This window comes from Gluconobacter sphaericus, from assembly GCF_016757795.1.
GTDB lineage: Bacteria > Pseudomonadota > Alphaproteobacteria > Acetobacterales > Acetobacteraceae > Gluconobacter > Gluconobacter sphaericus.
The window spans coordinates 1,400,861-1,415,293 of sequence record NZ_CP068419.1 but is presented as its reverse complement, the minus strand read 5'-3'; the positions used below and the strand labels follow the sequence as shown (position 1 = coordinate 1,415,293).

The window sequence follows — 14,433 nt, the reverse complement described above, 5'->3', positions numbered from 1 at the left end:
AAAGCACACAGCCCTGATACCCAGCCCCACCATTGGAAGACACACCCTCAGCCGTCGCCGAATAGGAGCCGCCGCCGCCTGCGCCGTACCGCGTTGCAAGGCGCCCCCCCCTGGTTGCCACAACGTCCCGCCCCCCCCCAGGGGCCATCCCCACCATATCCGGAGAACGTATAGGCGTTACACTGCCCGTCCCCACCAGAGGTTCCGCTCTGGTTCCAGATCGTGCCGCCAGAAGCATTGCCACCCACACCGCCCGCAGATCCGATCGTGGAATAAAAGGCTCCGCCCTGTCCACCTTCGGCCTGTAGTAGCGTCTGCCCGTTGTAACTCACCAGGGAGGTTCCGCCCGTTTGCTCGGACCCACCGCCACTTCCGACAGTAATCGCCAGACCATTCCCCTGTGTAGGGCTGACGGCATAGATACCCCAGGCATCCCCCCCACCGCCGCCACCGGCACCAGAAAACGCACCGGCGGTCGTCATCGACTGAGAAGCAGCCCCACCGCCGCCACCGCCAATAACACGCAGTTCTACTCGGGATGCCCATGCCGGAACAGGCACCGAGCCATTGACTGTCACCAGCGTCATGGGTTCTGTGCAGGCCTTGAGGAGAGCCTGGGTCGCCAATTCCGGGATGGTCGGCCAGAAAACCTGTCCCGGCTGAACAGTCACACCTGACAGGCTGCTCGCCCCCTGTGGAACCGCAATCGTGTAAAGCGCCACAACACATCCGCCAGAAGGAGCGGAAGGCGGATTGGCCGCGGCCACCAGAGAAAGCACACCTGCCCGTCGCACGGGCAGCGCGCCACCGTCATTCTGGATTCCTGCCTGCGTCTGCGACGGATTGCTGGCATTGAAAAACGGCAACACGGTTGGATCAACATCCTGCTCGGAGCAGACTGCATAAACAGTATAGGTATTTCCACTCCCCGGAATCGTAACGATCTGCGACTCCGTGCTGATATACTGGCATGTGAGAGCCGTTGTATCCGCCGCAAGCCCCCCGCCATTGCCGCCCAGACTGGTGGCGTCGATGACGCCCGGTGCCAGAATCGAACCCGCCTCAACCGTGAGGCTCAGATCGCTGGAGGATGCAGAATATCCCAGTCCTGACGCAGCCATGACATTCGGACCGTACAGCATAGACGCCAGGTTTCCGAAAGCGGCCTTGGTATAACGCCCGGCCTGCAGAAGATCCGTGTCGAGCGGGATGGATCCCGCATAAACGATTGCCCGGTCCATTAATTTTTCACCTTGATCCAGCCGGTAACGCCCATGGCCGCCGTCTGATCGACAGCGCGGCAGACTGTCGCCAGATCTGCAGCCTTTCCCAACTGTGTTTCTACAAAGAACTGACCACCCTGGAGACTGCCGTAACGCAAGCCCCCCGCACCATAACCGTACCCCCCACCCAGAGCAGGTGTCGTCGCGCAGCCAAGGGCATGGCAGTCAGAAGCATTCAGGGTTTCAATGATAATCGGCTGCACACCGGTCACCGCAACAATCGCATTCGTCACAGCCTGACGTGTGTTGCGTTCGGCAAACAACGAGGCACTGATGCGTTTGCGATAGACAGTATCTGTTTCGGAAGCTTGGCGGACCAGACCGCTTGCACCGAAATAATCGTCCGCAGCCATGTCCAGAAACGCGCCGCTCATCGTCGCAAGACGCATCTGGGGGGAACACTCCAGCATCAGTTGCCAGATGCCAGCCAAGACAGTGCCAAACCCGCGCAGAAGAGCCGCCAGTACTGGTGCGGCTTCCTCATCCAGCCCCTGAGGGTCCGCAGGAAACCATCCCTTGGGCAAAAGCCGCCGGAGCCGGCCTGCGAAATCATCTATCGAACCGGGAACCGGTCCCGTATCGAAAAGGATGCTTCCATCCGATGCCCGGAGAATATCCCGACCTTCGTCATAGAGAATACCCATCCGATCATCCCCCAGCCTGGCTAGGACTCATCAGCGGAATACGATAATCGGCACCATTGACGTTAATATGAAGAAAACCACCATCTGCCACAGTCGGCATCGTACCTCCGGCTCCCGTGACCGGCGACGTGATCTGAATTTCGCCCCCGTTTGCGGGGAAAAGTCCTAGGTTTCCGGAACCTCCCGTCCCTTCCTGCACATACAGACCCGCTGCCTGCGTCCCGGCTCCCGCCTGAACCTGAAGAGCATTGGTCGGGCTGGCCATGCCGGCAATCGAGAAGAGTGTTTCGCCCTCGATATTACCAAACAGGATTCCGTCATTGGTAAATTCCTGTCGCGTGCCACTGGTGCGTTCCGTCACCGTGGAACGGACAAATGCTCCCACATTGGCACCTGCCACACCAGAAACACTCTCAGGCGTATGCCATTCGACAGCATGATTTCGCGCCAGCGACACAGCAGACGCATATCCCGAGTCCTTCCCATCCGTTCCCGTCAGAGACTGAGCGCCAAAAACGATACCCGTCTGCCAAGAGTTCGGATTGGCAACAAATACTATTCCTGCTGCAGCATCGGACGTCCCAGACGTCTGCCCCCCACCTGCGCCAAGTTGGATTCCATATACGCCACCACCGACATTGGGCGCATAAGGGGTGGATTGACCCACCGCAAGGCCACCGAAGTTGACTGCCTCAAGCTCCATTCCGAAAGTCGGCTGGTAATTCACCCCTGCCATTCGCCACGCTTCACCATAATAGGCATAGGCGGTCGTGGTAGTAGGGTTGGACTTATCGTCGGAAATTCCCCAGGATGCCACTCCGATGGAGCTTGGCTGGAACCCCAGAACCGAAGAGCCGATCACCGCATCAGACGTCCGCGACCCCGCAACAAACGCACTGTTACCGAACTGCGCAACCGACGCGCACTGGGCATCCTGCAATGCCCATGGACCAATGGACGTCGCCGCCATGGCTTCCGACAACCAGTCATTTTCCGAAGAACTGGCCCGGTCACTTAGAGCAGGATTTTCCGCCGCAACACCAACCAGAAGCCGGTCCGCAAAACGTTTTACCTGCGCTCCCTTGTCAGCATAGAATTGACCACTGGCCGAAACGCTGACAGGAGCCTCAATTACCTGCGCTACAGTCGCCGTCACTGTCCGTGTTCCGCTGGCATCCGCCAGAACAAGGACCTCTTCTCCCGTCAGAGATTCGAGTTTCGGATATGTATTAAATACCGCCATGAAAATTCCTCATCCCTGCCGATAGATCCAGCTTCGGGATCCTCAGCCCTGGGTGACATTGATCTGAATGCTTCCAACCACGAGCGCCTGATTGCCATTGGCGGGAATATCGGCCTGCCCTCCATTAAGACGGACATTCAGAACTGACGTCACGGAGATCCCCCCGCCCGCATAGGCCAGGTAGGAAAGACGACTATACGGATATCCGGCCCCGACGGTCATCGCGGCAATATCTTTCGAAACGACAGACTGAATGGCGCTTGCCGCCGCCAGAACCGAAACGGAAGACGGCACCACAACATCCATGGAAACATCCACCGTCAGAACCTGTGGCGCTTGCACACCAAACCCAACCCCCAGGGCCCGAACAGAATCAATGACCCCATAGACATTCGACAACAGCTGATCCGAAGGCACCCCACTTCCGTCATTGACCACAGCAATAAAGTATCCGCTACGCACAACACCCGCCGCATCCAAACCATCCCGGAGCGCATAACTCAGATCCGTCTGTACGTTAGCAATGGCATTCCCCACTGCGGCCCGACTGGCAGACGCCTTCGCCGCCAGCCAGAGCGGAAAACGTGCCCTCAGCTGACTATCCGTCTCCTGTTCGGAACCATTCAGGAAAGGAGCCGTATTAGTCACGGTATCCAGCCCTGAAACCGCCGTGCCCATCAGGCAGATCGCACCGACCGAGACATTTCCGACTGTTCCCGCCACCTGACATGAAACAGGCACAGACAGCGTCGTCGCACCGGCTTCACGAACATATCCACCGGCAGATGCGGACCATGTCGACAAGGACTGATCCTGCGTCACAACAAAGGATATTCCCCCCACAGTCCGCACGATCACTCCCGGCGGAACAACCGCCGACTGCTCGTTGGCCGTAAAGGACGTAAACGTCACAAGCCCCGTCGCTGGCGTTCCAGGCAGACGGATCATACCAAAATCATTGACGAAACTGTCACAGTCCGACCCCGTCGATGTCGCCAGACGAGTCCGCAACAACGACTGCAATACCAAATACTGCAACCACAATCCTACACCGCCGACACCTTCCATAAGCGCCCGCACAGGCGATCCGATGGAAACGTCCAACAGTTGAGAACATGAGGACTGCGCTGTTGTCACTGCTGCCGAAACAGTCGTGGAGAAAGAACGTAAGGAGAGAGACATCGCATCCTCTTGGAGCGGTTCAATACTGTGCCGCTCTCATCATTTCAGTAGGAAAAAGACAGGCTCTGCTGCTGACTGGATGCCGCATCGACATAGGACACATCACATCTGCAGACACCACCGCTCTCATCCGTCACAGTCACTGTTACAGCCTGTGATGAATCCACCCCGGCATCTGCCTGAACCTGCGCCCGGATGACAGATTCCATCGCTTCCGGTGTAATGATCTGACCGACCATGAGTGGCAGCCCCACCCCATAATCCAGCTGCCAGATATAATTCCCGGGAACAGTCAGCAAACGCCTCAACAGACTCTGTCTCGTCAACTCCGTGCCAGAGACCGTCTGCAGCGTACCGGAGGTCAGCACCAGATCGTTCCCGAAAATATGTGAAAGAGCGATCATCCAAGCGGTCCTTCCGTCTTCTGACTTCCCAGCAGATGAACATGCTCATTCAGCGAGTGCTGATCCGTACGCACATCCCCCCCCGAAACCGTCAACCCGGAAGATGTCAGAGTCATGTTTGTCCCAGCAACAGAAAGACTGATTTCCCCATCCTTCAGAACAATCCGTGCATTTCCCGCACCAACTGCCACACCAACAGGTCCGACATGCAACCAGCCAGCCTTCGAAGACGTCGCCCCGGAAGCACCTGACGAGGAAAGCGGCGGATAACCACACCCTCCTTTGACCAGAAGTTCGCCAGGCTGCGCGACGTCTCCCGTCAGAGGAGACACAGGCGCCATCACCACCGTGTCAAACACACATCCCGTCACAACAAGATGCTCTCCATCTCCCTCAACAGGCTGAAGAACAACATGCGTGCCGAGAGAAGACGGACACGCAATCCGCAGATCTCCCGCATGCACCCCACCAGCATCCGGAAGCCAGCCAGTTTCCACGTTTTCAGGCTGGATCCGGACCTTTACGGCATGATTAACGGGGTCGACAGCTGAGACGATTCCAAACATCGTATGCGCCGTCCTGCCTTGAAGGGCCGCCGCATCAAAACGGGCATCACTCATGTCCCACCTCCGCGATCCCTCAGAACAACCTGCTGAACAAATCCCTGCTCCACGGAAAACCGGGAGATCACCTGCTCAATCCCCAGGGTCTTTTCTCCATTTCCCGTTACGACAGTCATGTAATTTCTTGGCGCAATACCCGGCACACCCGGAATCCTGATCCGCACAGACAACGCATGCGCAACAATACGTGCATGCTTACCACGCGCCAGCCTTTGCAACTCGTCCAGCCGACGACCTGGCACACGAAAGGTATGGATACTGGCATTTTCCGACGGGGCATCCTGAGAAAATGAAACGCCATCATAATAAATCTGCGTCATACTTCTCTGACGGGAATCCCACGACGCCATGTGCACAACCACACCAGACAGAAGCTGTAGATCCCGCGCAACACTGGTTTCAAGAACAGCGTTCCGCACGTCTGTCACCTGCACACCCGCATCGGAAGAGGAGCCCAGTGGCTGGCAAACAAGAGATGCTCCACTTGCGTAAAGATCGCAAAAGGAATCCCGGGCAATGGTGAACGCAAGATCCGCGGCCGTCTGAAAACGATGCTGCCCCATGAGAGCACCGCGCTTATGCTCGATCTGCCAGAACTGACCCGCCATAAGCGGCGCCTGATCAGAGGGGAGCGCAATCACCGCATCCAAACCTGCGGCCTGCGCCATGATTTCGAGCAATTCCTGCTGGGTATGGTTGAGCCACGCATCCTGAATCCGCAGATCCATCAACGCCGCCAACGCATCCCGGCATTCCATTTCCAGAACGGCATGCTCGGCCGCATATTCAATATGGTCGATCTGCCCCTCAAACAGCGTAATCCACGAAGACGAAACACCCTGCGCATCGCGCATCTGAAGGATTACCCATTTCCGAGCGGGCTGCTCCGTTTCAAACCACAAAACCTGCTGCGCCTGCCCCCTGACGGCAAAACGAAGTGATGCGACATCACAGGCTTCATACCGGTTCGCATCAATCTCGAACTGCAGAAGCGCCAGAACCGGATCAACCTGCCCATCAAAAAAAACCTGGACTTCCAGTTTTCTGACACTCATTCCGACACTCCGTCAGGCAAGCCCGATATCAAATCGCTCTCGACCGCCGGCACCTTGAGCATAACAGTTTCAGAAATCCATCCCAGATCCGGATCCTTCATTCCGTTGACCTGCGCAATCCTCCACCATTGAGAAGCATTCCCAAGTTCCCGCGCGGCCACATGAAACAGGGAAATATCCGCAGCACTGACAATAATATCCTGCATCATGTCCTCACGCGATAACGGACGGCAGAGACGTCGATTGCCCCTGCGCCACAGCAACATTCGCCGCAGAACGATTCACCAGACTGCCCGCATCGGCCGCAGCGCTCAGCAGCGCCGCGTTCTGCCCCAAAACGTTCAGTGAAAAACTGTTGACCGGCTGAATGGCTTCAACATTCTGCCCGGCTCCGGTCAGAATGGATTGCAATCCACTTCCCGCATTTTCCAGCCCTCCGGCAACAGAGGTCAGCGCAGAAGGCACGGTAGCGAGATTCATACCACTCTGCGCCACGCCGTTGACCGTCCCCAGAGCATCCGTCACCTTCGAAGCAACCCCCCCAGCACCCACCAGCGTCGCAAGCGGCATGACCTGTCCGACAACCGAAGACACCTGTCCCACAGCCGTAAAAACCCCTTCGGAAACATCCGAAACCACGCTGGAAAAACTGTCGAGAGCGCTTCCGACATCATCTCCCAGAATTCCGGACAAGGTACGGGAAGTCTGTACGGCCGTTGTTTCCTGTGGTCGCTCAAGAACCAGCGTATAGGAACAGACGGCACCTTTTGCCTGATAGACATAATAGAACTGAGCGATCCAGACCTGAACAGAAAGACCCGCCGCTGAAAAGGCGACCTGCTGGCCTGCCATCCGTATGCGTTCAACGGCCTGCGCCCGCATCTGCGCATCCGGACCAAGAAAACGCCCCTTCAGCTCCAGACGCCCCGGATCGTTACCCAGCGCATCAACAACACGCCCGCCCCCCGGAAGACGATGCACAACCAGCATCTGCCGGCCGCCAACCTGCAGCGTATCGGGAACTTCAATTCCCGTCAGAACCAGATTTCCCAGTATGACAGGAGATGATGATCCCAGCCGTCCTACGGCACCAATGGCATTTTCGATATCGGAAAAACCAATACCCATCGGGGAACATCTCCTCTGTCAGAAAAATCCAATACTTCGGCCCGGATACTGAGGCTGCATGATTTCATCCACGCCACCGCCAGAACGTCGCGCCGCCAGACGGGACTTGCGATTACCGAACGAAAAATCATCGCAGCGCATCTCGTGATCCGCATCACCACTCACAGTGTTTCTGTCGTGATAATTCCGGAGCGCCGGAAAGGCTGGAAGCGCATCATGTCCCCGTCCGGCTCTTTTAGATGATGACGCGTGCACAGTCTGCCTCGAAACTGGCGGAATACAGATTGAACTTTCATCCGCCCGTACTGCTGTCCAGCGAACAACAGGAGACATCCCCGCCGTACCAAGCCTGCTACGACCCACAGGAGATATGCGTTCGATGATTCCCCTCCGACCGAGGGATATCGTCACTCGTCCGACATCAGCAGAAGCCCGTTTCCGCGCTTCCACAGTCCGCCCCAATTTTACATCCAGTCGCCCAAATCGTTTTTTAAAAGAAATAAATTTATGCACACCCACACGTATTCCCGCTGTTTCTGCACCCTCGGAAAAAGGCTTCAACAGCGGAAGATCTGGTCGCAGGATCCGCACCACCCGCTCTTTTTTCCGCACAGGAAACAACACCGAACGAAATACTGCATCCGATTTTCGAACAGGTGCAATTTCCTGGATGCCCTCTTTTCTTTGAAAGCCGCCACCCCGTACCGTACTCTCAGACACCACAAGCTTCCTGATGGGAGATGGCACAATCCCAACCGGTTTTTTCAACCGAGGCACGGCTGCAACCGGAAACGACCGATGCGTCCACGCCAGCCCTCTGGAAGAAGAGACAAAAAAAGTCCCGGCCGAGAGAAGAGACCGCCAGATGTCCTCTCGCATCATATCTCTCCCCGATAACCCATCATGTCCCAGTCAAAACAGTGCCCTTCCCGCTCTGCGGTAATGACACACGCGGCCAGACGCCGCGCGCTCGACCACCCCCGCAATACGTCCCACGGCACCCCGTGATCCAGCAGATACAGCATCTCCTGAAACCCGGAGTGCCGACTCAGTTTTTTGCGACGTCCCGCAGGCCTTCATCCGCATCACGCTCGAACAACGGCGTCAGCGCGGCAATCCCGACCTTCCCGACCCGACGCGCCAGATCACGGATCTCGTCCTTGCTCTGCGGCATCTGAACCGGAACGCCATCAATTGCCGTCACCGAACAAATCATTTCCGCATAACCAAGCCAGGCGGCTGCCGATGCGCCATTAATCGCACTGCCCGCCGCCTCGATCAGGTCCAACATATCCGCCGGATCGATCTCACGCAGCGTCAGGCGCCGATTATCAGCCAACACAATTTCTTGCGGAAAATCACTCACGAAATCTTCGTCCTCGTAGAAGCAAAGAACTGAACCGTCTGATGGATCATGTGATCCGCCTGCCAGGGATCACTCTTCAGCTGCATGGAGACATTGCTGAATTCCCAGGTACTGGTCGATCCATCCGGTTCAGTCACGTACTGATAGATCGTCCCGCTCCCGACCGTACCGGCATTCCAGTAAGCAGCCTCAACAGCAGCCACCAGATTATCCAGTGCCGCACTGGCACGGGCAATCTGGAACGCACCCCGCCAGCCATTCGGAACATTGAACTCCAGCGGCACCCCGTTCAGCGGATTAGCACGCAGGGCCTGCGTTTCCTGCGCTGCACTGAAGGACGTGACATCCCTCAAATCAACCCGTTGACCATTCCACAAAACGGTAATCCGGCAATCCCGGCCAATGCTGTATGGATTTGCCATTTAGCCAACACTCCCCGACGCAGAAGACACAGTAACCGACGCGCCGCCCTGCAGATTGACGATGAATTTCTCGTTGATGCCCTGGTAGCGAACCGCCACATCCGCCTGCACATAGCCCAGCGCCGTTCGGGACTGCGGATTGTTACTCGAATCACAGACCACGCTGTACGGCAGCTCACCATTCTGAACACCCAGAATACCCTGCGACAGCAGCGACGACAGAAAGCCCAGAAGCGTCGACCGGATATCACTGAACAGCGTGTCGTTGATCACCTCACCAACATAACCGCCCATGCCACCGGCAAGAGAAGACGCAATGTAGTTCGTCAAGCGTGTGTAATTGTCACCATTCATGGTGCTTTTGCTGGACGAATTATGCCCACACCGCACCGCCCAGTACGTCCCACCCGGCGCTGGATTGCAGATCACGTCAATTCCGGCCGTGAACAGCACGGACAGTTCAGCCGTGGAATAGGTCGCGCTGCTCCCCGTCAGCCCGGCCTTCTGGCTCCCCACAATCCCCGACAACGCCTTGTTCAGGCTGGACTGCTCCGGCGAAAGGGCTACCAACCGGCCACCCACAAAAGCCTGCGGACTAACCAGCATCATACCATTGCTGTCATCATTCCACCACAGCCAGTCACCAAACATAAGCTTGACCGAAGGCGCATCCAGACCACTCGCAGCCTTAACCGCAATCGCATTCGTCACCGTATCGGAGGCCGGACCGACAGCGATCATATAGACCCCTTCGGACGTCCCAAAAGCCGCCTGCGCCGTATAGGACGTGCTATCCGTCACACCATGCAGCAACGCCACCGCACAACCCTGCCCGCGCAGCGCATACATGCCATTCCGCACCGTGCTGTCCTGCCCCAGGAACTGCGCCGTCGTCGGCACACCACCATCCGTACCCCCAGCAAGCGTCACACTAGCAGCAGCCACAGCCGGCACCGTCTTCGGCAGGACGACCTTCACCAGCGCACCCAGATCCTGCGTCACAGCCGCGGCAATGGTAGACCAGTCCGCCCCCGCATACGTCGCGGCCCCAAGCTCCGCATGCGTGACAGCCAGCGCATAGCCAGAACCCGTCGCCGTCACCGCAGCCACGATCCCGTTGCCAGCGCTGCCGGTGCAGGCAGCCTGAACCGTCACCCCATCCAGCGTGCCGGAAGCCGCCACGTCCGTCCCATCCGTCACACGGACAACAACGAAAGCCGAAGCCCCCTGCATCACTGCAATATTAACGGCCAGACCCGCATCCGTCGTTTTGTTCTGTTTGGCACCGAACGCCGAGACATAATCGCTCATACCTCCGATCGGCAGTGGCATCCCTACAGGGCCCCAACCCGCAGTTCCCACAACACCCAGTTGCGACGACGATGCTCCCGCGAGGGCCAACGTCTGCGGCTGGGCAATCTGCACATAAAGATTTGGCACGGTCAGTGCCGTGGTATTCAACGTTCCCGCCTGATAGACCAGAGACATCCCCGGATCGCTCTCCAAAATGCAGAAAGCGGGCGCCTCCTGTAGAAGCAGCCCGCTTTCCTGATAAAATTTCAGCCCCTTGACTCAACTTCTGCCTCAGGCAGCGGCGACCACTGTCCCGAACTGATCAACCCCCAGCCCTGGATAAGCGGTTCTGGCAGCCTGAGCCGCAACCACAGCCTGCATGGCATCCAGAGCCGCCGTCACCGTCTGGTTCGCGGCGCCAGGAGCCAGAACACCAAAAGACGCTGCAACCCCATCCTCTCCGGACAGATCCCCGATGCCACACAGCATTTCGGACGCCCACTGCACCTGAAGGGTGTCAAAAACCAGCTCATAGAAATAATCCCGCCGATACAACGCCTCGTTCTGCATCGTGTCGACATCTTCCACGCTCTGGAACCGAAGCTGAGCCTCCCGCCCATCCAAAGTACTGATCCAGCTCTGCTCCGCCAGCGCCGTATCCAGAACGGACGCCAAGATTTCCCGCGCCGTCGCATCCGCAGTCCAGATCGAAACCCGATAAAGCTGCGCCTGCCGCCGCGTCACCCGAACTGACTGCCCATATCCACCGGCATGAGCATTCAGGACCCGACCCGGCACACTGACAATCGCACCATTCGCCATCCCCCCCGTCAGCGCAACCGCCAGAGCCGCGGCAACCGTCGCGGGCGTATCCTGCGCCGTCACCGCATAAGCTGCGGAAGGAGCGCCCCCACGCGGCATATCATCCAGCCAGACCGCCACCACACCCGTAGGCGTGGATGTTCCGGAAAAGACGATCTCAACCGTCCCATCCGTAACCACAACACCGACCGTAGGCTCGACTTTCTGCTGCACACGCCAGGGCCGCCCCAGAGGTTCCGCCCATTCCGGCATCTTCCGGGGCGCCATGGTGACCGTGACAAAATCGATGTTGTTACGGATGTTCTGCGCCGCGAAAAGATCGCTCGGCAACAGCCACCCCCGCCGCAGCACCACCTGCCGTCCCGTCACCGAAGCTCCCGAAAGACCATCCGGATAAAGGACCTGCACACAGTTATAGGCCAGCGCCAGCCCGACCCTGGAGGCATCTGTCATTCCTGTCCTCCCTCAGACCTGCTGAAGCGACATAGTGCACCGGACACCAAATCCGGAAACCTCCACCGCATTGACCGTATAAGTCGTTCCCAGATCAGTCGTGACTGTCATGTAAGGCGTCAGCACCACGCCGGGTAGAAGCGGAAGATACATCACCGACTGTCCCGGCCGCGTCGCCCCCGGAACACCGCTGCCCGAAGATTCTCCCTTCGCCCGCATGATAATGGCCGCTGGACACTCCGAAACCAGCGTCTGCACGGTTCCCGTAACACCGCTGACCGACACCATCCGACTGCACACCACACACAAAGGCGGCCGCAAAGGCTCCACGGACGCCACGAAATACGTCCGCCCGCTCGCCACCAGAATATCGGCAACCTGCGTATCCTCCCGACGGTCGGTCAGAACATATTCGGTCGGTATGCCCCAGCCGATCGGCCGCACGAACGAAAATTCAGCGTCCACATCAAAAGCCAGCATGGGCTGCTCATAAAGGGTTCCCATCGGCAACAGACCGCCCGAAGGACGATACTGCTCCCCCGAAGCCCCCAGAACAGCCGCAGCCCTCGCATATCCCCTGGAGAGCCTGGCCGCGATCATTGCCTGCTGCACATAGCCCTCCTCAGACCACGATCGCCCGACCGTCCTGCAACTCCAGGCCGCCGGCCACACCCAGAAACGCACACAGCCGCCGCCGCCACAACGTAAACAGCATCACCCGGTCCTGCACTTCCCGACCATTGTGATACCAACTCGCCGCCTGCGCCGTATCCAGATTGTCCGAAGCCCCCGCAATCGCAGTTTCCAGCGGATACAGCTGCGACAAATAAAGCCTGATCTGCTGAAGCTCTGCCCCGGACAAACAGTTCATCCGCCACTCCAGCGCCCCTTCCACCTGAAAGAAGCGCCAGGATTCCTGGTTTCCTTCCCGCGATCCAATGGCGGGATAACCGCAAAACCGGCGAATATCCATTTTCTCTCCTTCCGAGAGAATATCCGTCGATAAGCCAACCGTTCCGGACATGTCATTCTCCCCGCAAGAGAGGCCCCCGCCTCATGGACAGGGGCCGGAAAAAGGTCAGAACGTCAGACCGAGAGCATCCGTGCCAAGGCTCTCGATCACGACACCACGCTTGAGATAGCTGTTGGTGGCAGTCGGAATAACGGTCATATCCGCCGTCACGTCCGTCGGCAGAGCGAAACCGCCAATCCAGTACCAGGACTGAGCAATGATCTGGCGCAGACGATCCAGCGGCTCACGCGTCACCATCGCCACACTGTCCACCATCTCGATCAGCGCACGCTCGGAATCCGGAATATCAGAATGCCCCGTCAGCGCGCAGTCACCCTCAATCAGCGCCCCCTGGCCCAGCAACAACGCACGATGAATGGACCCAGCACCCAGAGAGGCCTGCTGCGGCGCTTCCGTCGTCGGGATGAAACGCACACCTAAAAGTTCTATTACTTTACCGGAACGATACTCTTCAGAACCATAAGCACCCCGATACAGATGCTTGAAATCCGGATCGCGGAAGAGCGAAAGAAGCTGCAGATCATCAAGATAGCAGTGATACGCACCGTTAATCATCGGCACGTTATTACGTCGCAGCGTCGCCACACCGGCCAGAACCTGCTGAATTCCCAACGTATCCGCCAGACCGCTCGTGCTTGCCGTCTGCAACGCCGCAGTCGTCAGACGACCATTCGGACGGATCACCAGCGGCGCCGTGGACGCCACAACGGCCTGACCTTCTGTGCCATCTGCAACCGAAACAGTCGCAGAAAACGTCATCTGCCCCGAAACACCACCCGGCGCCGTGGACACATTCGTCGCATCAGCCGTCACACTGACGAGTGTGTAAACATCCCCGCCCACCGTCACGGTCATGCCATTGGTCGCGCTGATCGGCGTCACCTGACCATTCACGATCACGGACTGGAAACCACGAATATCGTCCACCGCGATGGTGTCTCCAGCGCTCCCCAGCGTCGCCGTCACACGCGTGTTGCCACCCAGATAACCGCCCACACCATTCTGCGCACCACCGAACAGCGTATTGCGTGCCAGACGGTCAAGGGACTGCATGGCCTGCACACCATTGGTATTGGCATTGGCCAGGAACTGCGACGCAATCCCCACACCACTGGTGACCATGTTCAGATCGATCGTATCGCCATACTGGTTGATGGACAGCGTATATTGTTCAACCGACCAGCCGGACGGGCTCAGACCATTATCGAAATTCGTATTACCCGTCGGGTTCAGCGGCGTCGTCACCGGCGCTTTGAGGCTCTTGCGGGTTTTCGTCAGCGTCTCACCGATGGCATTCGGGAACACTTCACGATCAGCAACCTGACGGAAGCCCAACCGGGATTTCAGGCCATTCTCAAATTCACGGGCCAGAAAACCCTGCTGAATGGCGGCCTGAAGCTGAACAGGAAAATTATCAATGCTCATGTGTTTTTTCCGTAAATGTGTTTTCTGAACCCGGCCTGCCATCAGACCCGCTCAAAT

Annotated in this window: 17 protein-coding genes; all 17 read right to left on the bottom strand. The window is 58.0% G+C overall.

Going from position 1 to position 14,433, the window contains the following annotated elements; genetic code table 11:
• Nucleotides 1-47: 47 nt before the first annotated feature.
• Complete coding sequence (locus IGS75_RS06760) at nucleotides 48-1,241, bottom strand: glycine-rich domain-containing protein (RefSeq protein ID WP_237469042.1); 1,194 nt, start codon at nucleotides 1,239-1,241, stop codon at nucleotides 48-50.
• Nucleotides 1,241-1,927, bottom strand: coding sequence for a hypothetical protein (locus tag IGS75_RS06755; RefSeq protein WP_141352043.1), 687 nt, complete (start codon nucleotides 1,925-1,927; stop codon nucleotides 1,241-1,243). Before IGS75_RS06755 ends, IGS75_RS06760 begins: the two co-directional genes overlap by 1 nt.
• Nucleotides 1,928-1,931: 4 nt before the next feature.
• Nucleotides 1,932-3,170, bottom strand: coding sequence for a hypothetical protein (locus IGS75_RS06750; RefSeq protein WP_202257985.1), 1,239 nt, complete (start codon nucleotides 3,168-3,170; stop codon nucleotides 1,932-1,934).
• 42 nt (nucleotides 3,171-3,212) lie between these two features.
• Nucleotides 3,213-4,352, bottom strand: coding sequence for a baseplate J/gp47 family protein (locus IGS75_RS06745; RefSeq protein ID WP_141352039.1), 1,140 nt, complete (start codon nucleotides 4,350-4,352; stop codon nucleotides 3,213-3,215).
• Between the two features lie 44 nt (nucleotides 4,353-4,396).
• Complete coding sequence (locus IGS75_RS06740) at nucleotides 4,397-4,756, bottom strand: phage tail protein (protein WP_141352037.1); 360 nt, start codon at nucleotides 4,754-4,756, stop codon at nucleotides 4,397-4,399.
• Nucleotides 4,753-5,376, bottom strand: coding sequence for a baseplate assembly protein (locus tag IGS75_RS06735; protein WP_141352035.1), 624 nt, complete (start codon nucleotides 5,374-5,376; stop codon nucleotides 4,753-4,755). Before IGS75_RS06735 ends, IGS75_RS06740 begins: the two co-directional genes overlap by 4 nt.
• On the bottom strand, nucleotides 5,373-6,434 hold the full coding sequence (locus IGS75_RS06730; protein WP_141352033.1) for a hypothetical protein: 1,062 nt from the start codon (nucleotides 6,432-6,434) through the stop codon (nucleotides 5,373-5,375). The genes IGS75_RS06735 and IGS75_RS06730 overlap by 4 nt, the downstream gene beginning before the upstream one ends.
• Nucleotides 6,431-6,643: a hypothetical protein gene (locus IGS75_RS06725; RefSeq protein ID WP_237469041.1), complete on the bottom strand. Its 213-nt coding sequence runs from the start codon at nucleotides 6,641-6,643 to the stop codon at nucleotides 6,431-6,433. Before IGS75_RS06725 ends, IGS75_RS06730 begins: the two co-directional genes overlap by 4 nt.
• A gap of 4 nt (nucleotides 6,644-6,647) precedes the next feature.
• Complete coding sequence (locus IGS75_RS06720; protein WP_202257984.1) at nucleotides 6,648-7,562, bottom strand: hypothetical protein; 915 nt, start codon at nucleotides 7,560-7,562, stop codon at nucleotides 6,648-6,650.
• Between the two features lie 18 nt (nucleotides 7,563-7,580).
• Nucleotides 7,581-8,282 carry a hypothetical protein gene (locus IGS75_RS06715; RefSeq protein ID WP_141352029.1) on the bottom strand — a complete coding sequence of 234 codons (702 nt, stop codon included), beginning with the start codon at nucleotides 8,280-8,282 and terminating at the stop codon, nucleotides 7,581-7,583.
• Between the two features lie 328 nt (nucleotides 8,283-8,610).
• Nucleotides 8,611-8,904, bottom strand: a complete 294-nt coding sequence (locus tag IGS75_RS06710) for a hypothetical protein (protein WP_237469065.1) — start codon at nucleotides 8,902-8,904, stop codon at nucleotides 8,611-8,613.
• 20 nt (nucleotides 8,905-8,924) lie between these two features.
• A complete protein-coding gene (locus IGS75_RS06705) occupies nucleotides 8,925-9,350 on the bottom strand; it encodes a hypothetical protein (RefSeq protein WP_141352025.1) in 426 nt (141 codons plus the stop codon).
• Nucleotides 9,351-10,838 (bottom strand): phage tail protein, encoded by a 1,488-nt coding sequence (locus IGS75_RS06700; RefSeq protein WP_141352023.1) that lies wholly within the window; start codon nucleotides 10,836-10,838, stop codon nucleotides 9,351-9,353.
• A 96-nt stretch (nucleotides 10,839-10,934) separates the two neighbouring features.
• On the bottom strand, nucleotides 10,935-11,918 hold the full coding sequence (locus tag IGS75_RS06695; RefSeq protein WP_202257983.1) for a hypothetical protein: 984 nt from the start codon (nucleotides 11,916-11,918) through the stop codon (nucleotides 10,935-10,937).
• A gap of 12 nt (nucleotides 11,919-11,930) precedes the next feature.
• On the bottom strand, nucleotides 11,931-12,530 hold the full coding sequence (locus IGS75_RS06690) for a hypothetical protein (RefSeq protein WP_174787560.1): 600 nt from the start codon (nucleotides 12,528-12,530) through the stop codon (nucleotides 11,931-11,933).
• 10 nt (nucleotides 12,531-12,540) lie between these two features.
• Nucleotides 12,541-12,942 (bottom strand): hypothetical protein, encoded by a 402-nt coding sequence (locus tag IGS75_RS06685; protein ID WP_141352019.1) that lies wholly within the window; start codon nucleotides 12,940-12,942, stop codon nucleotides 12,541-12,543.
• A 54-nt stretch (nucleotides 12,943-12,996) separates the two neighbouring features.
• A complete protein-coding gene (locus IGS75_RS06680; RefSeq protein ID WP_202257982.1) occupies nucleotides 12,997-14,376 on the bottom strand; it encodes a DUF4043 domain-containing protein in 1,380 nt (459 codons plus the stop codon).
• Nucleotides 14,377-14,433 lie beyond the last annotated feature (57 nt).